Source organism: Brevibacterium sp. CFH 10365, from assembly GCF_009299785.1.
In the GTDB taxonomy this organism is placed as follows: domain Bacteria; phylum Actinomycetota; class Actinomycetes; order Actinomycetales; family Brevibacteriaceae; genus Brevibacterium; species Brevibacterium limosum.
The window spans coordinates 465,635-488,611 of sequence record NZ_VIGO01000003.1 but is presented as its reverse complement, the minus strand read 5'-3'; the positions used below and the strand labels follow the sequence as shown (position 1 = coordinate 488,611).

The 22,977-nt window shown below is 65.3% G+C and carries 20 protein-coding genes; 10 read left to right on the top strand and 10 right to left on the bottom strand.

Annotation, left to right across the window (positions count from 1 at the left end; genetic code table 11):
* Nucleotide 1: 1 nt before the first annotated feature.
* From FHG09_RS08280 to FHG09_RS08270, 3 genes are all read left to right on the top strand, one after another.
* Nucleotides 2-682, top strand: a complete 681-nt coding sequence (locus FHG09_RS08280; protein WP_152347158.1) for a hypothetical protein — start codon at nucleotides 2-4, stop codon at nucleotides 680-682.
* 187 nt (nucleotides 683-869) lie between these two features.
* Nucleotides 870-2,885: a S9 family peptidase gene (locus tag FHG09_RS08275; RefSeq protein WP_152347157.1), complete on the top strand. Its 2,016-nt coding sequence runs from the start codon at nucleotides 870-872 to the stop codon at nucleotides 2,883-2,885.
* A gap of 95 nt (nucleotides 2,886-2,980) precedes the next feature.
* Nucleotides 2,981-4,207: an N-acetylglucosamine-6-phosphate deacetylase gene (locus FHG09_RS08270; RefSeq protein ID WP_152347156.1), complete on the top strand. Its 1,227-nt coding sequence runs from the start codon at nucleotides 2,981-2,983 to the stop codon at nucleotides 4,205-4,207.
* A gap of 173 nt (nucleotides 4,208-4,380) precedes the next feature.
* On the opposite strand, the gene FHG09_RS08265 is transcribed toward FHG09_RS08270, so the two are convergent.
* A complete protein-coding gene (locus FHG09_RS08265) occupies nucleotides 4,381-6,093 on the bottom strand; it encodes an HNH endonuclease signature motif containing protein (protein WP_152347155.1) in 1,713 nt (570 codons plus the stop codon).
* Nucleotides 6,094-6,401: 308 nt separating this feature from the next.
* Between FHG09_RS08265 and FHG09_RS08260 the strand changes: the two genes are divergently transcribed.
* From FHG09_RS08260 to FHG09_RS08245, 4 genes are all read left to right on the top strand, one after another.
* Entirely contained in the window at nucleotides 6,402-6,995 is a 594-nt protein-coding gene (locus FHG09_RS08260; protein ID WP_152347154.1) for a hypothetical protein, read from the top strand.
* A gap of 67 nt (nucleotides 6,996-7,062) precedes the next feature.
* On the top strand, nucleotides 7,063-7,743 hold the full coding sequence (locus FHG09_RS08255; protein ID WP_152347153.1) for a hypothetical protein: 681 nt from the start codon (nucleotides 7,063-7,065) through the stop codon (nucleotides 7,741-7,743).
* A gap of 294 nt (nucleotides 7,744-8,037) precedes the next feature.
* The gene (locus FHG09_RS08250) at nucleotides 8,038-8,727 is read left to right on the top strand and encodes a copper chaperone PCu(A)C (RefSeq protein WP_152347152.1); all 690 of its coding nucleotides are present in this window, start codon (nucleotides 8,038-8,040) and stop codon (nucleotides 8,725-8,727) included.
* On the top strand, nucleotides 8,663-10,027 hold the full coding sequence (locus FHG09_RS08245) for a Dyp-type peroxidase (RefSeq protein ID WP_152347270.1): 1,365 nt from the start codon (nucleotides 8,663-8,665) through the stop codon (nucleotides 10,025-10,027). Before FHG09_RS08250 ends, FHG09_RS08245 begins: the two co-directional genes overlap by 65 nt.
* A gap of 111 nt (nucleotides 10,028-10,138) precedes the next feature.
* On the opposite strand, the gene FHG09_RS08240 is transcribed toward FHG09_RS08245, so the two are convergent.
* The 6 genes from FHG09_RS08240 to FHG09_RS08215 form a co-directional block, all read right to left on the bottom strand.
* The gene (locus FHG09_RS08240; RefSeq protein ID WP_152347151.1) at nucleotides 10,139-11,041 is read right to left on the bottom strand and encodes a glycine betaine ABC transporter substrate-binding protein; all 903 of its coding nucleotides are present in this window, start codon (nucleotides 11,039-11,041) and stop codon (nucleotides 10,139-10,141) included.
* Nucleotides 11,042-11,355: 314 nt separating this feature from the next.
* Nucleotides 11,356-11,913 (bottom strand): methylated-DNA--[protein]-cysteine S-methyltransferase, encoded by a 558-nt coding sequence (locus FHG09_RS08235; RefSeq protein WP_152347150.1) that lies wholly within the window; start codon nucleotides 11,911-11,913, stop codon nucleotides 11,356-11,358.
* Nucleotides 11,914-12,101: 188 nt separating this feature from the next.
* Nucleotides 12,102-13,007: a glycine betaine ABC transporter substrate-binding protein gene (locus tag FHG09_RS08230; protein WP_152347149.1), complete on the bottom strand. Its 906-nt coding sequence runs from the start codon at nucleotides 13,005-13,007 to the stop codon at nucleotides 12,102-12,104.
* Nucleotides 13,008-13,060: 53 nt separating this feature from the next.
* The gene (locus FHG09_RS08225; RefSeq protein WP_152347148.1) at nucleotides 13,061-13,963 is read right to left on the bottom strand and encodes an ABC transporter permease; all 903 of its coding nucleotides are present in this window, start codon (nucleotides 13,961-13,963) and stop codon (nucleotides 13,061-13,063) included.
* Nucleotides 13,963-15,273, bottom strand: a complete 1,311-nt coding sequence (locus FHG09_RS08220) for a quaternary amine ABC transporter ATP-binding protein (RefSeq protein ID WP_152347147.1) — start codon at nucleotides 15,271-15,273, stop codon at nucleotides 13,963-13,965. The genes FHG09_RS08225 and FHG09_RS08220 overlap by 1 nt, the downstream gene beginning before the upstream one ends.
* Before the next feature lie 331 nt (nucleotides 15,274-15,604).
* Entirely contained in the window at nucleotides 15,605-16,423 is an 819-nt protein-coding gene (locus tag FHG09_RS08215; protein WP_152347269.1) for an alpha/beta fold hydrolase, read from the bottom strand.
* Between the two features lie 57 nt (nucleotides 16,424-16,480).
* Between FHG09_RS08215 and aroD the strand changes: the two genes are divergently transcribed.
* The gene (gene aroD / locus FHG09_RS08210; protein WP_152347146.1) at nucleotides 16,481-17,272 is read left to right on the top strand and encodes a type I 3-dehydroquinate dehydratase; all 792 of its coding nucleotides are present in this window, start codon (nucleotides 16,481-16,483) and stop codon (nucleotides 17,270-17,272) included.
* A gap of 246 nt (nucleotides 17,273-17,518) precedes the next feature.
* On the opposite strand, the gene FHG09_RS08205 is transcribed toward aroD, so the two are convergent.
* On the bottom strand, nucleotides 17,519-17,818 hold the full coding sequence (locus tag FHG09_RS08205; protein ID WP_101546637.1) for a DUF4235 domain-containing protein: 300 nt from the start codon (nucleotides 17,816-17,818) through the stop codon (nucleotides 17,519-17,521).
* A gap of 246 nt (nucleotides 17,819-18,064) precedes the next feature.
* Here FHG09_RS08205 and FHG09_RS08200 point away from each other — a divergent pair, with 246 nt between their 5' ends.
* On the top strand, nucleotides 18,065-18,265 hold the full coding sequence (locus FHG09_RS08200) for a hypothetical protein (RefSeq protein WP_152347145.1): 201 nt from the start codon (nucleotides 18,065-18,067) through the stop codon (nucleotides 18,263-18,265).
* A 72-nt stretch (nucleotides 18,266-18,337) separates the two neighbouring features.
* Here FHG09_RS08200 and FHG09_RS08195 read toward each other — a convergent pair whose 3' ends face one another.
* A complete protein-coding gene (locus FHG09_RS08195; RefSeq protein WP_152347144.1) occupies nucleotides 18,338-19,225 on the bottom strand; it encodes an aminotransferase class IV in 888 nt (295 codons plus the stop codon).
* Nucleotides 19,222-20,325 (bottom strand): VIT1/CCC1 transporter family protein, encoded by a 1,104-nt coding sequence (locus FHG09_RS08190; RefSeq protein WP_152347143.1) that lies wholly within the window; start codon nucleotides 20,323-20,325, stop codon nucleotides 19,222-19,224. Before FHG09_RS08190 ends, FHG09_RS08195 begins: the two co-directional genes overlap by 4 nt.
* 435 nt (nucleotides 20,326-20,760) lie before the next feature.
* Between FHG09_RS08190 and FHG09_RS08185 the strand changes: the two genes are divergently transcribed.
* A complete protein-coding gene (locus tag FHG09_RS08185) occupies nucleotides 20,761-22,851 on the top strand; it encodes a M28 family peptidase (RefSeq protein ID WP_152347142.1) in 2,091 nt (696 codons plus the stop codon).
* The last annotated feature ends 126 nt before the right edge of the window (nucleotides 22,852-22,977 follow it).

The window sequence follows — 22,977 nt, the reverse complement described above, 5'->3', positions numbered from 1 at the left end:
GGTGCGGCGAGCCGCGGCTGCCGGCACACTCGCACTGACCGTCCTCCTCAGCGGGTGCTCGGTCTTCCAGATCCGCACCGAAGACAAGTCCGCAGGTCCCGTCCGGATCGGTGTGCAGGAGACTGCCGGCCCCGAGCCCACTGGCAAACCCACCGAAGCAGGCATCCCTGAGGGGATGGAGAAGACTTCGGTGACGTTCGGCGACAGCTGCCCGGTCGAGCTCAGTTTCGCGCTCGGCGATGATTGGACGGACAGCACCGGGAGCACCGATCAATTCCACGTCTTCAGCCGCGGGGACGACAGCGTCCGCTCCGATATCATCCTCGTCAACTGCACCGACGAGTACGGTGACAGTGCCCAGGAAGTCGTCGATCAGAAGCGGCGCTTCAACTTTACCAAGCAGGACTCGCAAGTGCTGGCCGAGCAGACGGGATCTCTGGCCGCAGGAGAGTTCTGGAGCTATCAGGGTGTCCTCGGTCCTACCGAGATCCTCGCTCTCGACAGCCAACCCACTTATGCGTTCGGAGTGCAGACCGGATACAAGATCAACGGTCGCCTGGTGAATCTCTCCATTGAGATGCGCACTCTCAAGGACAACGCTGCAACGGAGAAGGACTACGAGAAGATGCTGCCGACTGTGACGATCGATGGTGAGAAGGTTCCGGCGCCGAGCTTCCAGTGACCTTCGAATGACCTTCGAACGACGCGGTGTTCGACCGCCCGGATTTCGGTTCGACGATGTCGCGCGACCAGGATTCGATCGGCCGCTTCGGCGGTCCCGCCGGGACACGGCAGTAACCAGCCGCCTCGGTGATCTGGGGTTTTCGGGATTTCGCTCCGGATTCGACGTTGGGATCTAGGATGGGAAGATGACGACCCACGACGCAGTGACCCGACTCCTCGACGCCCGCCGCCTGCAAGGCCTCCTGACGAATCAGAGGGGGCGCGTCATCGCCCAGTACTCGTTCCTCAACTCCGAGGGCAGCTCCTCTCTCAGCCACCTCGCCGATATCAGCGGGGAGGAACCGCGGCGAATCACCCGCGGCGACCAGTCCGTGGGACCGGCCGCGCTGAGTGAGAGCGGCACGATCGTCTTCGCCTCGAAACGCAAGGGCGAAGACGGCAAGGATGCCGACTCTCCGAGCCTGTGGGCACTGCCAGACAACGGCGAGGCCCGCAAGCTCGCCGACCACGAGGGTGGTTTCTCCCGAATCGAGGTCAAGGGCGAGACCATCATCGTCGAATTCCCCGTCCATACATGGGCCGCTGACGAGAACGACCACCAGGAGTTCAGCTCCGAACGCAGCGATGCGAAGGTCAGCGGAATCCTCCACACCGGCTTCCCCGTCCGCCGCTGGGATCACGATCTGGGGCCGGGCCGGCAGACCCTGGCCGTGGCCACCCTCGACGAGGCGGGCGCCGACTTTCCCGAAGTCAGTGACGAGCTCAGTGCCCCGGCAGGACTGGACTTCCGTTACCTGTCTCTGCCCTCGGGGCGACTCGTCGATTGGGCCGTCGACGACGAGGCCCGCTTCGTCCTCGTCCAACTCGAGAAGCCGATCCCCGGTCAGCTCGAAGCCAGTGAGATCTGGCGCATCGACCTCGACGGGGAGCCCGAGCTGCGGCGTCTGACGAAACCGGCTGCCGATCACAGCTTCGACATCGAGGCCATCAGCCCGGACGGGACGAAAGCACTGGTGACCCGCGTACAGAACTGGACTCCCCAGACCAACCTCTCGGCCGAACTCATGGTCCTCGACCTCGAGACCGCGGAACTGACACCCGTGTGGCCGGACGCCGACTTCTGGTTCTCCCCGATCTGGGCCGACGATTCGACGATCGTGGCCACCGCCGATGACCACGGCCGCGGCAGCATCTTCATCGGTGACATCAAGGATGCGCAGCCCAGGCGGCTCGTCGGAGGAGTCGATCAGAAGTATTCGTTCTCGGGTCTGGCCCTGCGCGAGGACACGGTCGTGGCGGCCGCCTCGGCGATCGATGTCGCACCCCTGCCGATCTCCGTCGACCTCGCAACCGGGGTGATCAGCGAGCTCGCGAACCCGGCGACGGTGCTCGACGAAGACGGCACCCTCACCGAGGTGGAGGTCCGCGCCGAGGACGGCACCCCGATCCGTGCGTGGCTGGTCCTGCCGGACGGCGAAGGGCCGCATCCGCTCGTCGTCTTCGCCCACGGAGGGCCGTGGGGATCGTGGAATGCGTGGACCTTTAGGTGGAATCCGGGCCCCTTCGCGGCTGCCGGCTATGCGGTGCTGCTGCCGGATCCGGCGATCTCCACCGGGTACGGGCAGGCGATGATCGACCGCGGTCAGCAGCAGCTAGGCGGCACGCCTTTCACCGACATCATGACGCTGACCGAGGCGGCAGGGGCGCGGGCGGACATCGATTCCGAGCGCATCGCACTGGCCGGAGGATCCTATGGCGGGTACATGGCCAACTGGGTGGCCGGGCACACCGGCAGTGCCTTCAGATGCATCGTCACCCACGCCTCCCTGTGGAACACCACGTCGATGGGGCGGACGACGGACAATTCGTCCTGGGATGAGGCGATGCGGGAGCAGTCGGCGCAGTATTCGCCGCACCTCTCCGCCGGTGACATCGAGGTGCCGATGCTCGTCATCCACGGGGACAAGGACTACCGGGTGCCGATCGGGCAGGGTCAGGAACTGTGGCTGGATCTGCTCACTCAGGCGAAGACTCCGCTCGACGCCGACGGTGATACTCAGCATCGATTCCTCTATTACCCGGACGAGGGGCATTGGATCCTCGGGCGCGGCAATGCCGAGGTCTGGTACCGCACCGTGCTCGCGTTCCTCGACACACATGTGCTCGGCATCGACGCGAACCGGGCCCGCACACTGGGGTGAACCGGCACCCTGCTCGCCGGCACCGTGCAGTGAGGAGTTCACCCACCGATTCCGTACCCTGAATGAGGCGAACGCACAGCGATGGAAGGACCCCGATGACACAGACCGAACAGATCCCCGCCGAGGCGGTCATCCACAATGCGTGCATCCTCGACGGTGAGCCGGCGACGTTCGCCGAAGAGACCGCCGACACCTGGATCGCTATCGCCCAGGGAACGGTCACCGCACGGGGCCGCGGGGACGGCTGGAGGGACAGGGCCGCATCGGCGAGGGGCGACGTCGTCGACGCGGCAGGCGGATTCGTGGCTCCGGCGTTCGTCGATATCCACTGCCACGGTGCCGGCGGAGCGAGCGCCGAGGACGGAGCCGAGGCGATCGATGCGATCCTCGACGTGCATCGTGCTCACGGAACCGGCAGGCTCGCTCTGTCGTTCGTCTCGGACACGGTCGACGGGCTGTGCCGGTCCCTGCGCGCCGGGGCCGGGCTCGTCCGCGAGCGCGCCATGGTCATGGGTCTGCATGCCGAGGGCCCGTTCCTGTCCCCGGATTTCAAGGGTGCGCATGCGCCTGAGGTGCTCACGTCGCCGACTCCTGGGGCAGCCGAGGCGATCCTTGAGGCGGCCGATGGAACGCTCGCGCAGATCACCATCGCCCCCGAACTGCCCGGTGCCCTCGACGCGATCGGGCGGTTCACCGCGGCCGGAGTGCGGGTGGCTGTCGGTCACACGGCCGCCGACTTCGAGCTGACCGCTGCGGCGTTCGACGCCGGGGCGAGCATCCTCACCCACGCGTTCAATGCGATGCCGGGCATCCACCACCGTGCTCCGGGGCCGGTTCTTGCCGCGGTCGAGGCCGAGCATGTCACCGTCGAACTCATCAATGACGGCGTCCACGTCGCTGGCCCGGTCGCACGAATGCTCCACGAACTCGTGCCCGGTCGCCTCGCGCTCATCACCGATGCCATGGCGGCAACCGGGCTGCACGACGGAAGCTATCACCTCGGTTCGCTCCCGGTCGAGGTCAAGGATTCGGTGGCTCGCCTGGTCACCCCGGACGGCTCTCCCGGTGCCATCGCCGGGTCCACGTTGACGATGGACGAGGCCGTGAAGAGGGCCGTCGCCGAGGTGGGTCTCAGTCCGTTCGACGCCGTGCAGGCCGCGAGCCTCACTCCACTGCGCGCGGTGGGCGGAGTGCTGGAGGCGGGTGATTCTCTGCATGCGGCAGGCGGTACTGTCGATGCCGGCAGCCTGTTGGCTCCCGGAATGCCGGCTGACCTCCTGCTCTTCAATGAGGACATGAGTATCCGGTCAATGAGGACATGAACATCTGAGGTTCGCGGGCGGGTGATCCCGGCCTCGACCGCACCCGGCCGGAAAATAGTCGGATCGGACCCGACCGAACTGGGGCGGCCGTCGGGCAGGACTTCACCGTGAAAGAGGCCGTACTCGGCTCTGCTCGGAAGATGGGCACAGCTGTCCCCTGAAAGCTTGGTCGGCTATTTGTCGAACAGAGAGTCGACGATGTCGTCTGCGATGAAGCGGGCGTGGAGGATCGGCTTACGAGCGGGGTCCTTTGCGGCGGGTGGGATGTAGGCCGGTCGGCCGTCGAAGAGCATCACCGTGTCCCAATCGGTGCGGTCGAGCAGGTGGTGGTGATAGCTGCAGAGCAGCGCGAGGTTGTTGATCTCCGTCTTGCCTCCGCGCGCCCACGGCCACACGTGGTTGGCGTCGCACCAACCGGGAGGGGCGTCACAGCCGGGGAAGGTGCAACCTCGGTCACGGGCGGTGATCACTGCCAGCTGCTTTCGATTGGCGAAGCGCTGTTCTGTGGCCACCTGCATCGTCTTGGCCTTGTCGCTCATGAGGTGGAAGAACAGTGAGCCGTGGAGGCCGTTTCTCATCAATTCCTTGATAGGAATGGGATTATCGGCGCCCGTGGTGCCGTGTCCCGTGCCGTTGGCCAGATCTTCGGCGGTGGCGTTGATGACGAGAGCATAAGGCGCTCCTGCCGCCGTCCGCTGCTTATCGATCGTGGTGACGAGGCCGGCGAATCGTTCGTAGATCCATTCGCGTGCTGAGGGCTGTTCGGCGCTGACGTCGACGAGACCGCCGTCCTCACGAATACCGACGCCGGGGACGGCCGCCGGACTCCCGGTCGTGCGAGCTGCGTCGAGATCGGGTTCCGGAACTCGCTTCGCGTCATACCGGTCGCCGGAGAGCACCGCATCGACGATCTCGAGCAGCTCTTTGTCGGGAAGCGGTGAGCTCGTTCCCTCAGGAGCAACGGTCGCGGTAGCGGTGGGATTCCCCGCGGCTGCGGAACCAAACGAGCCGGTCGCTGCAACGTCCCCGTCGGCTGCTGTTGATTCGGCACCAGCATTGTTGGAACCGGCCTTGTCGTCTTCCCCTGCCGCCTGGATCCGTGAGGTCAGCAGTCCGTTGAGAGTGCCCCCGGTGACAGGGTCGAGCAGTCCACGCAGCTCCCAGTCGCCGTTGGCCTTGGCTCGCATGGACATGTTGTAAGCCGAGCGGTCGGCCGAGTCCTTCGGCTCTGCACCGTCGGGGTCGATATAGCCCATGAGCTTGCCGAAGATCTCACGCAGATCCTTGAGACGGACCTTGGGTGCGTTGCGGACCAGTCGCGACTCGACGTCGGTGCGGACCGCCTGACTGACCCAGGTGGGCAGCTTGCGCATGCAGTCTTCGATGACGGAGGCCTGCGCGGCGGAGATGGTACCGGCATGGAGCGCGTCCGCGACGACCGGGTAGAGAGGCGGCAGCGCCTGTCCGGCCATGTCGACGCGTCCGCCGAGGTTCTTGGCCATATCGGTCCGGCGGTTCGCCTCCGCGCCGGTGAGGTTGAATCGGTTCTCGATGAGCGACTTCGTCGACTTGGCGCCGAAGTCACTGGGCGTCCCGACGCGTTCGCAGACGGAGAGTGCCAGCGTCGACAGGGCATCGTTGATGCGTGTGATCGCCTCGACCCCATCGGCGAGCATGATGGCCTGGTCCGGTCCCATTGGGCGATCGAACGCGCGCAGCTCATCTTTGAGGCTCATCAGCTGAGTGATCGAAGAGGTGACCTCGGGCGCGAAGCGGCTGAGATCTGCCCACTCCTCGTCTGCCAGCAGCGGGTGACCGCTGGTCTGAGGTGAGCCGTCGGCATCCCGATCTGAATGATCGGAGCTGCGTTCGGGAGTGAGGGTCATGGGGATGGTTTCCGTTCACCAACATCGTTGTTGTTGATGTCTAGTGTACTCAACAGCGCAGCAAAAAGCCATGACAATCGAAAAATATTTAGAACATGGATTATAAGTTCGTAGATGTTCGATGATGCAAGCAAGCTCGCTTGTGCCAAAATTGCCGGAGTGCCTGCCGGCGACCGGCGGGTCGGTGTTGTCGCATGGCTGCCGGAGAGCCTGCCGCCGGCCCGTGCCGCCGCCGGCCCGAGTCGCAGCGAACTCTGCCGCCGCTTCCCGGCTTCGAATGTGTCACCGGGTCGTGGCACGATTGGAGTATGGATGCCCTGCTCCTCATTGACACCGACGATGCCAGCTACCCCAGCGATGACGCCATGGAGACCCTCGGCGATATCGTCACCCGCACCCGCGCCGTGGGCGGCGTGCTCATCTTCGCTTCGACAAAGGCCGACCTCGCTGACACTCCCGACGAGGAGCTGAGCATCTTCGTTCCCGATGAGGAGGACCTCGTGCTCCGCTCCGAGAGCTCGGATGTGTTCGAAGGTGTCGACGATCTGGCCGCGGGCCTGCATGACCTGTCTGTCGACCGGATCATCATCGCCGGCGCCGACGCCACCACAGGGGTGCCCGGCGCCGACGCCAGCACAGGGGCGCGCGGGGTCGGAAGTGCCGACTCCGACTCCGGGCCCGCCGCTCAGGCGGGAGGCGATGCCGACGCCAGCACCTCCTCGGCGAGCACCCCCGGAGCCGTCTACGCCTCGGCGATGGCGGGTCTTGTGTGCAACTTCGACGTCGTCGTTCTCTCCGACTCCACCACTGACCCTGATGGCAACCTCGTCACCTGGGGCGATGCCGCAGCGAAAGCCGGTGCCATGGTCAAAAAGACCGCCGACACCTGGCTGCGGATGTAGATTCGCCCGCCTTCCCGAAATTCTTCTACATTGAGTAGAATGTGGGAGTGAGCTGAGAGGAGGGCACATGACCGGATGGACGAAGTCCGTACGTGCACTCTTCGCTGCCCTCTTCACGACTCTTCTCGCCCTGATCATGCACCTCGGTGCCGGTGGCGACGTCTCGATTCCGGGCACCACAGTCGTCTTCGTCCTCGTCCTGTGGGCGGCGATGATCTTCGCCGGCAGGCGCCTGGGCTATCTCACTCTGGCAGGACTGCTCGGTCTCGGGCAGGTGCTCATGCACCTGACGATGAGCTGGTCCGCACACACCCTCGCCCATGCAGGCGCCCACACCGGAGCCTCAAGTACCGGGACCCCGGGTACCGGATCCACGTCCGCCGAGGCGGCCCTCAACGCCCACGCCGGACACCTCGTCCCGGCCCCGGGCTCCCTTGATCTCGGTCCGGCCGCATCCGCGCTCGGACATGCGAACCACGGAGCCGCCTCGGTGGGGATGATCATCGCCCACCTCGTCGCCGTCCTCGTCACCGCCGTGATCCTCAAACGAGGTGAGGACATCGTCCTCAGCATTATGCAGCTGGCCCTGGGCCCGGTGATCGGTGCGCTGCGTGCCCTCGCCGAGGCGGCCGGCGTCCTGGCCGACCAACCGTTCCGCAAGCTCCGCGCTCAGTTCCGGCTGCCGCAGCCGGTCACCTCGGCGGTGGTCGGCCCGAACTATCGTCGCGGACCACCCGCGCTCGTCTGACACCTCGTTCGGCGGTTGTGCCGCCGACTCACCCGGCCCCCGGGTGACCATCCACCCTCGGGCGACCGCCCCAAAAGCGGCGGCGACCCGCCCATCGGTGACAGTCGAACACGTCCGTGCAGACCGCTGTGCGCAGGCGACACGTGCCCCGCACACAGGTCAGCGTGCGTCCCTCACATGCACATCAAAGAGCTGCGCGCAGGAAGCTTGCGCCCTGCGCAAAGGACCACGAGTGCGCTGCGGCGCCCCTCGGCACGTGCTCGACTGCACCTGGACAACGAAAGTGCAGACACCATGCGAAAGAACATCACTCTGACCCTCGCCCTGCCCATCGCCGTCGCCATCGGACTGGCAGGCTGCGGCCAAGACGAAAGCAGGGCCGCCGGATCAGCCCAGACCGAAGGCGGCAGCTCCGCCTCGACGAACCCCTCGGACAGCCGAGTCGACGCCGAGGCGCTCAGCTTCGACGGCGCCTGGGTCAAGGCCGCCGATGACGGAATGACCGCAGTCTTCGGGGAACTGCATAACAACACCGACCACGACATCGACCTCGTCGAAGCGAAGTACGCGGACGCGAAGACGGTCGAACTCCACGAAACCGAAGGCGACGGTTCGGGCGGAATGTCGATGCAGGAGAAAGAGGGCGGCTTCACCATCCCGGTCGGGGAGAGCCTCCGCTTCGAACCCGGAGGCGATCACATCATGATCATGGGGCTGAAGACGGCCATCAAGCCGGGCGAGCAGATCAGCCTCGACCTCGTCACCGTCGACGGTGAGACCGTCGAGGTCACGGCCGTGGCGAAAGAGTACTCCGGAGCGCAGGAAGACTACGCGCCCGGTGAAGCCGAAGGCTCCAGCGACGACGAGCATGCCGACGACAGCGAGCACGCCGACCAAGGTGAGCAAGACGACGATGAGCATGCCGACCACGGCGACAACGACGGCCACGAGGACTCCGAGCACGGAGACCACGGTGACCACTGAGCCCGGTCGCACCGGCTTCAGCCGTCGAGGTCTCCTGACCTCGGCGGCCGCTGCCGGCGGTGCAGGCATCGTCGGCGCCACGGCTGGGTTCGCACTCGGCCGCGGTCCCGGTTCTCAGGGCGCGGGCGCCGGTGACGGCGGGCAGCCTCGGCGAGATCTGGACGGGGCGAACGGGCCGCAGACCGAGCCGTTCTACGGCACTCATCAATCCGGGGTCGAGACCCCGGCGCAGGCCTATGCGCATTTCGTCGCGTTCACGCTCAAACCCGGGATCAAGGTCGCCGAGGCGGTGCGCTGGCTGCGGCTGCTCACCGCGGATGCGGCCGCGCTGACGCAGGGGCAGGCGCCGTTGGCCGATTCCGAATCCGAGCTCGCCGTCGATCCCGCCCGGCTGACCGTGACCTTCGGATTCGGGTCCAAGCTGGTGGCGCTGGCCGGCAAGAAGCACGTCCCGGACTGGCTGAAGCCCTTGGAGGCGTTCTCGATCGATCGTCTCGACGCGGACCGATGCACGGGTGACCTGCTCCTGCAGATCTGCGGCGATGACCCGCTGACCTCGGCACACGCCCGGCGCATGCTGTTCAAGGACTCGCGCTCGTTCGCCGAGGTGGCCTGGCAGCGGGACGGATTCCGACGCGCCTACGGCAGCACGGGGGAGGGGAGGACCCAACGGAACCTCTTCGGTCAGCTCGACGGCACGGCGAATCCGGGGCCCGGTTCCGAGGACTTCGCGCGGATCATCTGGGGGCAGGGCACCGAGACCGCCGACCCGGTGTTCTCCGCGCGCGGGGAGCCGCCTGCCGACCTCGGTGCGCATCTGCCGAAGTGGATGCGCGGGGGCACGACGCTGGTTCTGCGCGATATCGCCATGAACCTCGACACCTGGGATCAGGCCGACCGTCCGGCCCGGGAGTTCTCGGTCGGGCGGACCATGGATTCAGGCGCACCACTGTCGGGTGAGGACGAGTTCGACGTTCCGGACTTCACTGCCGTCGATGAGCGCGGGCTGACGAAGATCTCGAAGGCCGCGCATATCGCTCGAGCCCGCGATGGACTGGGTCCGGACGCGCAGATCCACCGGCGCACATTCAACTACGAGACCGGCGCGGGTGGGGATTCGGGTCTGCTGTTCGCGTCCTTCCAGGCCGATATCGAGCGGCAGTTCCTGCCGATCCAGCGCCGCCTCGCCGAGGTGGACCTGCTCAACGAATGGACGACCCCGATCGGGTCGACCGTGTGGGCAATCCCGCCCGGAGCCTCGGAAGGGGGATACGTCGGGCAGGAGCTGTTCGACGGGTGAGAGACCAGCGCGGCCGCCGGACCCGCAGAGGCGGGTGCGGCGGCCGCACTGTTCCGGTGAGGTGCTTCAGTGCACCGACCGAGACAGGGACTCAGTCGGTGATCTCAATGCTCAGTCGGTGATCTCGGAGTCGAAGGCCTTCGGGTTGTCCTTGATCCACTGGTCGACGGCGTCGCCTTCCTGGCCCTCTTCGTACTCGTTGACGATGAGGTCTTCGAGTTCTCCATACGTCTTGTCATCGAGTTTGATCCCCTTGATGAGGTCCGACGCCTCGGGGAACTCATCGCTGAAGCCATCGGTACCCAGGAAGTGCATCTTCTCAGGATCGCCCATCGCGTTCTTCGGATCCTCGAGGTCTTTGACGTCGAAGGCGTTGTTCGCCCAGAACGGCCGCCACAGCGTGACGACGATGTCTTCCTTCGCATCGATGGCATTGCCCAGCTCGGTGAGCATCGCGGGAGTCGAGGAGGTGACGAGCTCGAAGTCCTTTTCCAGGTCGTACGCCGACATCATCGAATCCTTCGTCACGCCGGTCAGGCCGGCTCCGGGTTCGATGCCGATGATCTTGCTGTCGAACTTCTCAGCGTTGTCTTTGAGCTCGTCCATCGAATCGATGTCGGAGTAGGAGGGCACGACGATGGTGTTCTGCGCCTTGTCGTAGTAGGTGCTGATGTCCTCGATCTTGTCGCCGTACTCATCCATGTACTGCTTGTGGGTTCTTTCCGGCCATGCGGAAGGATAGACGTCGATATCGCCGTTCGCGACGCCCGCATAGAGGATCGCGGCCTCGGAAATCGTCTCCAACTCGGTGTCGTAGCCGAGCTTCTCGAGCTGGTCCTCCAGCAGGAACGCGGTGCTGCGGCTGTCGGACCACGACGAGATGTAGCCGATTGTGATGGTTCCTTTATCGCCGTCGGAACCGGAGCCCTTGCTCGCTTCCTGGGAGCACCCGCTCAAAGCGAGTCCAAGGACCGCGCCTGCGGCGACGACGGCGGTGAGTGTGCGTGATTTCATCGGTTTCCTCTTCGTGGTGGCCGCCCGAACGCAGGGAAACCGCCGACTCTGGCAGTGTCCGACGTCCGAGCAGGAACATGTGAACGCAGGATTGATTGTGATCACAAAATCCGGTACGGCTATGTAATCACAGTATTCGCGCGACTTCCAGTGGTACGCGTCCGCCGTTCAGTGCTGTTCGGCCGCCGTTCAGTGGTATCCGGCCCACGCTCAGTGGTTGTCGTCCGACGTCCAGTCCTCTTCGCCCGGTCGCCGGTCCGAGGTGAGTCTGAGCCCGAAATGGGATCGGAGGCAGGGGAGGCGGCTCGCGGGTGTCAGAACAGCGGCTGCGGCAGGGCGCCTTCGAACTCGAGCAATCGCCTCTTGGTCTCGAGTTCGTGGCCGGGCGGCCCGCCCGAATACCCGCCGAGTCCGTCACCGGCGATAACACGATGGCAGGGGACGATGATCGGGATCGGATTGAGCCCCATGATCCCGCCGACGGCACGCGCGGGGATCCCGGTCCCGCTGGCTTCGGCGAGCTGTCCGTAGGTGACCGTGGTCCCGGCCGGGACCCCTTCGGCCAAGGTCGTCAGCACGGTCCTGGCGATGTCCGAGACCTGACCGAAGTCCACGGGCAGATCGAAATCGCCGAGGCGGCCGTCGAAGTACCCACGCAGCTGGGCGAGCGCCTCGGCGAGGATCGGGCCCGAGGGGCCGTCCGCCTCAGTGGGGACCGGATCGGCACGGTCGCCCGCCTCGGTGGGGGCCGGAGCGGCAGGACCGGTCGCCTCGGCGGGGGCGCGCCATTCGAGTCGTACGACCGACCGGCCGTCGCTGGTCACGGTCAGGGGGCCGACGAAGGTGTCGACGGCTGCCGAACTGTACGTCATCTCGTGTCCTCCGTTCGGAGCTCGCGCGCCGAACACATCGTCAGCGGCGATGCTCAGTCGAGTCTGCTCATACAGCTGTGCCCTCCCGACTCGTCTGAGTCGAGAGGGCACAGCATGTTCATGACTGTTCGCCGCAGAGTTGGGAGGACGGTTCCTCCCTCAGCGCAGTGGCTGCCGCGGCGAATCGATCACTCCTCGCCGGTCAGTTCGCCTTCGTAGGCGTCGGGATTGGCCTTCAGCCATTCCGTGATGGCCTTCTCTCCATCGTCCTTGTACTCGTTGACGACCAGATCCTCGAGATCTCCGTACTGCTTGTCATCGAGCTTGATGTTGCCGACGTAATCGGCAGCTTCGGAGAACTCATCGCTGAAGCCCTTGGTCGCGGTGAAGTGGAGCTTCTCGGGGTCGCCCATCGCGCCCTTCGGATCTTCCAGGTCCTTGACCGGGTAGGCGTTGTTGGCCCAGAACGGACGCCACAGGGTGACGACGATGTCCTTCTCCGCATCTGTCGCATTGCCGAGCTCGGTGAGCATGGCAGCTGTCGACGAGGTGACGAGCTCGTACTCGTCGTCGAGACCGTATTCGGGAATCATCGCCTTGGTGGTCTTCGTCAGACCGGCACCGGGCTCGATGCCGATGATCTCGCCGCCGAAGTCCTTGCCCTTGCCCTTGAGGTCCTCGATCGAGTTGATGTCCTTCATGTACTTCGGGACGGCGATCGTGAGGACGGCGTTGTCGTAGTAGGCGCCGAGGTCCTCGAGGTCATCACCGTATTCATCGATGTACTGCTTGTGTGTGACCTCGGGCCACGAGGACGGATACATGTCGATATCGCCGTTAGCGACACCGGCATACAGGACAGCGGCGTCGTTGAAGGTCTGGGTCTCGACGTTGTAGCCCATCTCGCCCAGCTGGTTCTCGAGCAGGAGCGAGATGCTCTGTCCGTCGGTCCAGCCGGTGACGTAGCCGAGCTTGATGTCGCCCTTGTCGCCGCCTCCGCCGTCGTCCTTCGCCGCTTCCTGCGAGCAACCGGTCAGAGCAAGGCCGAGAGCTGCGGCTGCAGCGACGATCGGGGTGAGGAATCTTCTCTTCATTGTGTGTTCCTTTTCTCTAGTGGTCGACTATTCAGACTGTGTGGTCCAGCGATTCAGGCCGCTGCCGAAGCCGCCGCCTTGTTCTTCGCGCTGCGACGGCGCATTCCCGCTACGAGCGAGCGCGGGTAGTCCTTCGCATTGCCCAGGGCCGCGGTGACGCGATCGAGGTAGACCGCGATGATCACCACGCCGAGTCCGGCTTCGACACCGAGCGGCAGGTTCTGGGTGGCGATCGCTTCGACGACGTTCTTTCCGAGTCCGTCGGCGCCGACCATGCCGGCGATGACGGCCATGGCCAGTGCGAGCATGATGACCTGGTTGATGCCGGCCATGATCGTCGGGGTGGCCAATGGCAGCTGGACTCCGCGCAGGATCTGGCCGGGAGTCGCACCGAAGGACTGTCCGGCTTCGACCGTCTCCGAGTCGACCCCGCGGATGCCGAGCTCCGTGAATCGCACGCCCGGGGGCAGGGCGAAGATCACGGTTGCCACGAGGCCGGGGACGACGCCGATTCCGAAGAAGGTGACAGCGGGGATGAGGTAGACGAATGCCGGCATCGTCTGCATGAAGTCGAGGATCGGTTTGATGACCGCTGAGGCTTTGTCATTGCGTGCGGCCAGAATGCCGACCGGGACGGCGATGATGATGGCGATGACGGCAGCGATGATGATCAGCGCCAGAGTCTGCATCGAGGCCACCCACTGGTCCATCGTCATGATGAAGAACAGGGTGATCAGGGTGCCCACGGCCATCTGCCACGATCGGAAGATCCAGCCGATGAGCGCAAGCAGAATGATGATGACGAGCGGGTGGAGGTCGACGAGCACGTCGGTGAGGATCTCGATGAGGAAGTTGAACAGCCAGGTGACTGCGTCGAAGAACCACGCGACGTTCTCTTTGAGCCAGTCGAATGCCGTGTCGACCCAGGCTCCGATCGGAATTCTGATGTTCTCCATCAGAGGCCACCCCTTTCGTTCGCAGCATCGGCTTGGGTCGTATCACCGGTTTCGGCGAGGACCTGATCGATGAGACCGGAATCGACGGGTTCCGGCCACTCCGGAGAAGCCTGTTCCTGGGGCGCTTCGTCGTTGCCGTTCTGATTGCCGAGGGCGGCCAGCAGAGTTGCGCGGGGGACCACGCCCACCAGCTGACCGTCTTCGTTGGTCACCGGCACTGGCAGGGGGGACTCCGAGGACGGCAGGAAGAGGTCGATGAGCAGATCGTCGGGAGAGGCCGTCTGGGCGGCAGGTTTGATGATCTCGTCCAGCGTCGTCCCACCCTTGCGGAGGTGGTCGATGCAGTCGCGGTCGTAGACCACGCCGAGGAACTTCCTGTGCCGGTCCATGACATAGATTGCTGAAGCATTGCTCTCGCGCATGCTGCGCAGGGCTACACGCGGACCGTTCTGGTTCGAGACGGTCTGACGAGCCTTCTCCATGACGTTGTTGGCAGTCAGGACCCGCGCCCGATCGACGTCGTGGACGAACTGGGCGACGTAGTCATTGGCCGGGTCGGTGAGGATGTCCTCCGGGGTGCCGACCTGGACGATGCGTCCGTTGCGCATCACCGCGATCCGGTCGCCGAGGAACATCGCCTCATTGAGGTCGTGGGTGATGAAGATGATGGTCTTCTTCAGTTCCCGCTGCAGCTCGACGAGCTGTTCCTGCATCTCGCGGCGGATCAGCGGGTCGAGTGCGGAGAAGGCTTCGTCCATGAGCAGGATGTCGGTCTCGGCCGCAAGCGCGCGGGCCAGGCCGACGCGCTGCTGCATGCCGCCGGAGAGCTGTTCGGGGAACTTGTCGCCCCAGCCTTCGAGACCGACGGCCTTGAGCCAGCGATCGGCAGACTTGTCCCGCTCCGACTTCGCGACTCCGCGGATCTCCAGCGCATAGGCGGCATTGTCCCGGACCGTGCGGTGCGGGAGCAGTGCGAAGTGCTGGAACACCATCGAGATGTGTTCGCTGCGGACCTTGCGCAGGTCGGCCGAATCGATCTTCGCGATGTCGGTGCCCAGCACCTCGACGGACCCGGCAGTGGGCGCCCAAAGACCGTTGAGAGTGCGGATCAGGGTCGATTTGCCCGAACCCGACAGGCCCATGACGACGAAGATCTCGCCCTCTTGGACATCGAAGCTCGCGTCGATGACGGCGGCCGTTCCGAGTTTCGTCAGATCATCACGGTCAGCGCCCTCTTCAAGTCGTTTGACGACTTCGTTCTCACGCTTTCCGAAAACTTTGTAGACGTGTGACGCTTTGACAACGCTCACGTGCTTCCTCCTTGCATTCTTGGCAGTCCGCAAGAACGAGAGGCTTCACCCCCGTTTGCACGGTTCGGTGCTCGCAGATCCGAATAGCTCACTTGCGCACGCGCCTCACCGCACACGGATATCTGATCCACCATTGTAGTTTTGTTCAGGGTTTTCGGTAGAGATCTTATCCGGATTATGCGGCGCGTCACCCTTGACTGGTGCTCTGACCTGGGCAAACAGATACTGGTGCGTTACTTGATTGTTATAATCATCGGTTGGGGCAGGTAGATATGCCCTTAATGGATTTGTTACCGGATATGGGATTTTGATGCAGGAGGCGGCCTTGCCTTCAGGATTTCTGCAGAGATTCGGCGAGGAAGCGGATCACGGCAGGAGTGACCACCTCGGCGAATTCTTCGAAGAATCCGTGCCGGCCCTCGGGCAGGATGAGCAGCTGGGATCCGGGGATGCGGTCGCGGAGGATGCGGGCGTTTCCGACCGGGTTCATCCGGTCCGCATCGCCGTGCATGATCAACGTCGGAGCGGTGATCTCCGGCAGCCGGTCCCACGCGTCGTGGTTGGCGCTGACGCGCAGATGGGCGGATGACTCGACGGCCGTCATCGTGTCATCGCCGAGCATCTTGCTGTACTTCGCCGACACCGTCCACGCCGGGGTGTAGAAGAGGTCGAAGAGGTGCTGGGTGTGCTCCTCGCCGCGCAGCCTCGCCAGTGCCTGGCCGACCTCGCGTGAACGCTTCACCGCATGCGGTCCGCCCGGAGACGTGCACCCGAGAGCGATCGCGCTCACCCGCTCCGAGTGATTGAGCGCCAGCATCTGCGTGATGCGCCCGCCCATGGACGTACCGTAGACAGCCGCCCGCTCCACGCCGAGGTGGTCGAGCACGTCCGCGGCATCGGCAGCGAAGCTCGCAGTCGACAATTCGCCGAGCTCACCGCGGCTGCCGCCCGTTCCGCGGCTGCCGCCCGTTCCGCGATAGTCGAAAGTGATCGTGCGGAAGTCCGATTCGAAATCTCCGCGCAGATCGTCCCACCACTCGTGAGAATTCGCCTGGCCCTGCAGCAGGAGCAGTGCGGGAGCGTCGTCCGGCCCGCTGACCTGGACTTCGAGGGGGAAGCCATCGCGTGCGCCGATCTTTCGCACCTGCATCGTCTCCACCCGTGTCCTCCTGCCCGCGCGCGCCGCGTCACCGCCTACGCTTGACCCATGAAACCATTGCCGTTCCTCAATCCTGCCGCAGGATCGCCCGCTGTGCGCAATCCCGGCCGACCGGCGGTCGTCGTCCCGACGCAGGCCGTCGCTGCCGAGGAGCTCACCGCCGAATGCGCCGCAGCCGCCGCGACCGAGATCGTCGATGCCGTCGAATGGCGCATCGATCCGCTGCTCGCCGCCGTCCCCGGTTCCGTGATCACCCGCACCGAGGCGGCCCTGCGTCTGCTGCCCCGTGCGCTCACAGCGGGCTTGCCGATCCTCCTGACCGTGCGCACCGGATTCGAAGGCGGACACGTGGAGATCACGGAAGGCGACTACGCCGAGGCGGTGCGAGCGCTGATCGGCGGAGCCGGCGCATCGGGCGTTCCTATCGCCGTCGACGTCGAGATCGACCGGGCAGAATCGCGCTCCCTCATCGCCTCGGCGCAGGAAGCCGGCGTTCCCGTCGTCGCCTCACACCACAATTTCGAAGCCACGGACTCCGCCGAACGCCTGCTCGCGACGTTCGCTGCGATGATTGAGGCCGGCGCGGATGTGGCCAAGGTGGCGATGATGCCGCAGACGCCGGCCGACGTTCTGCGTCTCCTGGAGGCGACTGCCACGGCGGATGCCTCGTCGCCGGTTTCCGTGCTCGGGATCTCGATGGGGCCATTGGGCCGGACGAGCCGGATCATGGGCGCCGACTTCGGCAGCTGCGCCACCTTCGCTCAGGTCGGTCAGGGGTCGGCACCGGGGCAGATCGACGCCGTCGTCCTCGCCGAGATCCTCGATCGCGTCACCGGCTGAACCGCAGCCCGGGTGTTGGTGTGCATGAGCGGCTTCAAAGTTCATAGGCGGTGATCTTGATCAGGGGCGTATGAATTTCGAACCCGCGGGTACTGACAGGCCGGGACCATACACGCTTTTTGGCCTATAGCCCGACCCGGATCCTCACCTCACGGGCCTGGCCGCGCAGAGGGAGGAGACAGAAGAATCGGCACGCCAAGCCAGTGCTTCGCGTGCCGATTCTTCTGCTGCAAGGTCAGCAGAGGATCAGTCGGTGGTCTCTTCGATCTGCTTGCGGAACTTCTTCGGCAGGGCTTCCTCGCCGAAGTTGTTGCGCACGGTGTTCGCGGCGATGCGCTGCACGACGAGCTGAGCCACGGCCACGCCGACACCGGAGACGATCGTCCAGGCCAGGGCTTCGGACATCGAGATCTCGTCATCGACGGGGTTCGACGGCGCCGGGCGCTTCGTCGATTTCTCCCACGCGAAGGTCAGGGTCTTGCGAGCGACGAACGCGGCTGCGATGGGCGCTCCCACGCCGATGATCTGCCAAGCGAGCTTTCCCATGCTCGTATCCTTTCCTCGAACCTCGGGTCCCACGACCCTCAAGCGCCGCGGGAACGTACTCCGTCGAAGACAACACTAACGCAGGAAGATGCGCGCAAGGTCACCCGCGGTTGAACGAGTCGAAGAAAGTTCGCGCATTTCATACTTTTGGGGGATGTGCCGGGCAGATCGACGGGGATAGCGTGAGAGCACGCTTCGGTCGGGCAAGGGAAGGTCCGAGTCGAAACGTGAAGAGAAAGGCACACGATGCTGAGGAAGTGGAAGACGCGGGTCGTCACCGGACTGTTCGTCTGTGGCGCCCTCGGATTCCTGCTTGCGCTGCTGCCGGGACTCTCCGGCGTCTTCTGGCCGTTGTGGCTGATCAGCTGCGCCGCCTGCATCCTCGGACTCGTTCTCGCCTTCACTCTCCCCTCGGCGAGACCCGCCGACGCCCTGCCCCGAGCCTGAGCGCTCGGGGCAGAGCATCCCCGCAGATCGGCTGCGTGCACATAGGCCGATACGGACAGAGCCGCCGGGAGGTCACCGACCGCGTACGATCTCCTGGAACCGCTCGGTCAGCTTCTCGTCAACAGGGATCGCATTCCCGTCGAGTTCTCGCACAGCGACTGCGGTGCGCATCGACGAGACGAACCAGGCCCCATCCGCATCCTTGACGTCTTGGAGGCGAAGATCGGCATATTCGGCCTGCAGCCCCAAAACCTCGGCATGATCGAAGATCAGGCGCTGCGTCGTTCCCGACAGCAGACCCGCGTCCGGATTCGGGGTGAGGAGGCGGTCGCCTCGGCGGATGAGGAGATTCGCGGTCGGGCCCTCGAGGACGATGCCGTCGTGGGAGACGAACAGCGCCTCATCGGCGTCGTTCGCCGCGGCATAGCGGCCGGCTGCCTGATTGACCGCATACGACAGAGTCTTCGCACCGATGAGCAGCCATGGCGCCTTGCTGCCGATATAGGCTTCGAAGCCGCGGTCGAGGCTGACGGCGGTGACCCCCTGCTCGCGGGCGCTGCGGATGTGATCATCCACGGTCACGGGGAAGGCCCACCCCCGGGGACGGAACTCACCGTCGGCACCCTGCTCCCCGCGGGAGAGGGCGTAGCGGATCCCGAACTCGACGATTCCGGGATCGGCGGCGGCCACCTCGGCGATGAGGGAATCGATGACCCGATCCCACAGCCCCTGGTCGGGGTCGGGCAGATCCAGCGCCGAGGCGGAGGCCTGGAACCGGGTGAAGTGCCGTTCCCTCGACACCACGGTGGCGCCGTGGGCACCCATGCTCACCAGCACGGTTTCGAAGATCCCGTCACCACGATGAGCGGAGAGATCGGTGACCGGCAGCTGCGCGGCGGTCAGATCGGTGAGTGCGAACGTGCCTGCCGCAGGATCGACGAGGATGAGCAGATCGGTCATGCGGTGCCTCCGAAGAGCAGGCCGAGGGCGTAGGTCACGGCGGCGGCGCCGAAGCCGATGCCGAGCTGACGCAGGGCTCGGGGGCCGGGCGATTTCCCTGAGAGCAGGCCGACGACTCCGCCGGTGAACAGCAGTGCAGTGCCGACCAGACCGGCAGACAGGAACACGGCGGGAAGTCCGGACATGCCGAAGATATAGGGCAGGATCGGGATGAGCGCGCCGGAGGAGAAGAAGCAGAAGCTCGACAGGGCGGCGCCGATGCCGGTGCCCAGTTCGTCACGGTCGACTTCGGAGTCGATGGCGGGAAGCCTCGGAGCCTGTCGGTTCTTCGCCGCCGCGATCGTGCGGTTGGCGCGGGCCTCGGCTTCGCGGGCCTCCATTCCGCGGGCACGGAAGACCAGGGCGAGCTCATTGGCGTCGATGTTGAGATCGGCCAGAGCGTGCCGGGACTCGGGGTCCGGGGTGGAGGCGTCGAGCAGTTCGCGCTGGGAACGCACCGAGATGTACTCACCGGCTCCCATGGACAGTGCGCCGGCCAGCAGCCCGGAGACGCCGGTGAGCAGGATGACCGTGTTCGAGACTCCTGCCGCACCGACGCCGAGGACGAGGGCGAGGTTCGAGACCAGGCCGTCGTTCGCGCCGAATACCGCGGCACGGAAGTTCCCCGACAGACGGGCGCGGGAACGGGCGGCCAGAGCGCGGACCACCTCGGCGTGGATGCGTTCGTCGGCGGCCATCTCCGCGGAGGCGGCTTCGTCTTCGTCGTAGGGCGAGCTCGTCTCGGACTGCTGAGCGAGAGCGAGGACGAACACGGAGCCGAACATGCCCCCGAGGAAGGCCAGGCAGCGGGTGAGGAGATCGGCGGAACGGCGCTTGTGCGCATGTTCGCCGAGGAGGGCAATCCAATGCTCCTGATGACGGGATTCCGCGGCGGCGAGGCTGAGCAGGATCTCGCGGTCCTCGCCTCTGCGGCGTTCGGCGAGGTTGCGATACACCCGTTCCTCGAGCCGTTCGTTGGCGAGGTAGCGCTGCCAGCGGCGGATGGTTCGTCTGTCGGGGGAGGCGGGTGGGGCTCCTCCGGCGGAGTCGTTGGTCGTCACTGGTCCAAGTCTAATCCGGCGGTGCGGTTTCGGCACGGGACGGGCTTCGCGGGTGGCGTCGGGATGCCGGTCGGATGCCGCTGGCCACGGGCGAATCAGCCGCAGGGGAGGCGCATGAGGACCGCACACGGACCGCAGGTGCCACGCAGGTACGAAACCGATCAGTGACCGGTTGTTATCAATTCGTAACATTAAAGCCGACTGGGGTGCGTTAGATTAATGACCAATGTGAGTTGTGTCACCGTTTCGTTATAGAAGCATGTGATTCGTTACCTATGGCGGATCATAGCGAAACGTCAGAATCGAGCTTCCCCGCAAGTGCAGCCGTCAAGAGGCCGACACCGGTATAGGCAAGCAGTCATACCGTGGCGGTCACTTCCGGTGCGCCGTCATGTGCGATTCCTCAGACACAGACGAAGGAGCGAAAGGAACTCCATGAAGTTGCGCACGAAGAGCTGGCTGGCGGTCACCGCCACGGCCGGCCTGGTCCTCGGCGGGATGAGCCCGGCATTGGCGACGGGAACCGCAGGACCGACAGAACACACGGATATGGGCGTCAACGGTGACGCCGTGATGGAGCATCTGCAGAAGATCTCCGACATCTCCACCTCGCACGCGGATGAAGGGTTCCGCGCGCTGGGCACGCCGGGCTACGAAGAATCCGTGGAATACGTCGAATCCACCCTCGAGGCGACCGGCGCCTTCGATGTGAAGCGGCAGGCGTTCGACGTCGAGAGCCAGGACTTCGGCACCGTCGAGGTCGTCGTTGACGGTGAGAAGGTCGACGTCACGACCGCCGAATACACCGAGGGTACGACGGAGCCGCTGACCGATCTGCCTGTGGCACTGCCGGTCGATGACGACAACAGTGACTTCGCCGGCGGACAGCTCGGCTGCCAGGCCGGTGACTTCGATGACAGCGCCGAAGGGGCGCTCGTGCTCGTGTCCCGCGGCGAATGCGCCTTCGGCGACAAGACCAAGGCTGCCACCGACGCCGGTGCTGCGGCGGTCATCATCTACAACAACGACAAGGACAACCCCGACGAGGAACTCAACGCCACTCTCGGCGGGCGCATGGAGGGAACCGCGCCGACGGTGACGGTCACCTACAACGTCGGCACCGACCTTCTTGAGAAGGTCGAGGCTGCAGGCTCGCAAGCGGGCAGCCAGGCAGGACTCGGTCAGGGAACCGAAGAGGCCGACGAAGCCGCCGAAGAGGACGCGGCGGCCGAAGCCGCGGCCCTGACCGCCGACTTCACGCTCGAGACCGAGTTCGTCACCGAGAAGACCTGGAACGTCATCGCCGAAACCAAGGCCGGCGACCACGACAACGTCCAGATGTTCGGTGCCCACCTCGACGGTGTCGAAGAGGGTCCCGGCGTCAACGACAACGGCTCCGGATCTGCCGCGCTCCTCGCCTCGGCGGAGGCGCTCGCCGAGCAGCCGACCGAGGTCGACAACGCCATCCGCTTCGGCTGGTGGGGTGCCGAAGAGGTCGGGCTCGTCGGTTCGACGGAGTACGTCGCGAGCCTCGACGATGCCGAGCTGGGCAAGATCAAGTCGTACATGAACTTCGACATGATCGGCTCCGACAACTTCATCGTCGGCACGCTCGACTCCGACGGCTCCGATGTGCCGATCCCGGACGGCGTCAACGTGCCCGAAGGGTCGGCAGAACTCGAGAAGGTCTTCACCGACTACTTCGCCGATATCGACCAGCCCAACGTCGGCACCGACTTCTCCGGACGGTCGGACTACCAGGCGTTCATCGACAACGGCATCCCCGCCAGCGGCCTGTTCTCCGGAGCAGACGGCACGAAGACCGCCGAGGAAGCCGAGATGTTCGGCGGCACCGTCGGCGAGAAGCACGACACGAACTACCACCAGTCCACGGACACGATCGAGAACGTGAGCAGGGAGTCCGTCGACATCTTCGCTCCCGCCATCGGCTTCGCCGTCCACACGCTGGCCTATGAGCTCGCTGACGCGCCGACGGATCCGCCGACCGATCCGACGACTCCGCCCACGGATCCCACCGATCCGCCCACGGAGACGCCGACCGAGACTCCTGCCGAACGAGCACTGAGCATCGATCCGAAGACGATCGAAGCTCCGGACTTCGTCAGTGAGAAGGGAGTCCAGGTCGCGGCCACCGGCTGCACCGCCGACACCACGGCGACGATGACCGTCGACCCGCAGAACGGCGATATCGAGAAGTTCGAGCAGACCGCCGAGGTCGGCGAGGACACCGTCGCCCGGTTCGGCGTCCGCGGACTCGACGCGTCGATGGTCGACAGCTACATCGGCACCTATGAGGTCTCTGTCGACTGCGAAGGCGGAGACCCGCTGACCGGATCCTTCGAGGTCGTCGCCGAGGGTGACGGGCCGGGAGCCGGTGACGGCGGCAACGGAGGCGGCGGAGATCTGCCGCGCACCGGCAATGAAGCTCTTCCGCTGGTCCTCTCGGCCGGTGCGCTCATCGTGCTCGGCATCGCGATGACGGTCGGCACGCGCCGTCGCGGCTGAACGGAATGATCCCTCCACCGTCAGTCGGGGCTGCGTCGAGATTCGATCGGCGTTGACGCGCCGCCTCGGTGAGGGTTACGGGCCGACGCGGGGCGGAGACCGGAGAGGTCTCCGCCCCGCGTCGGT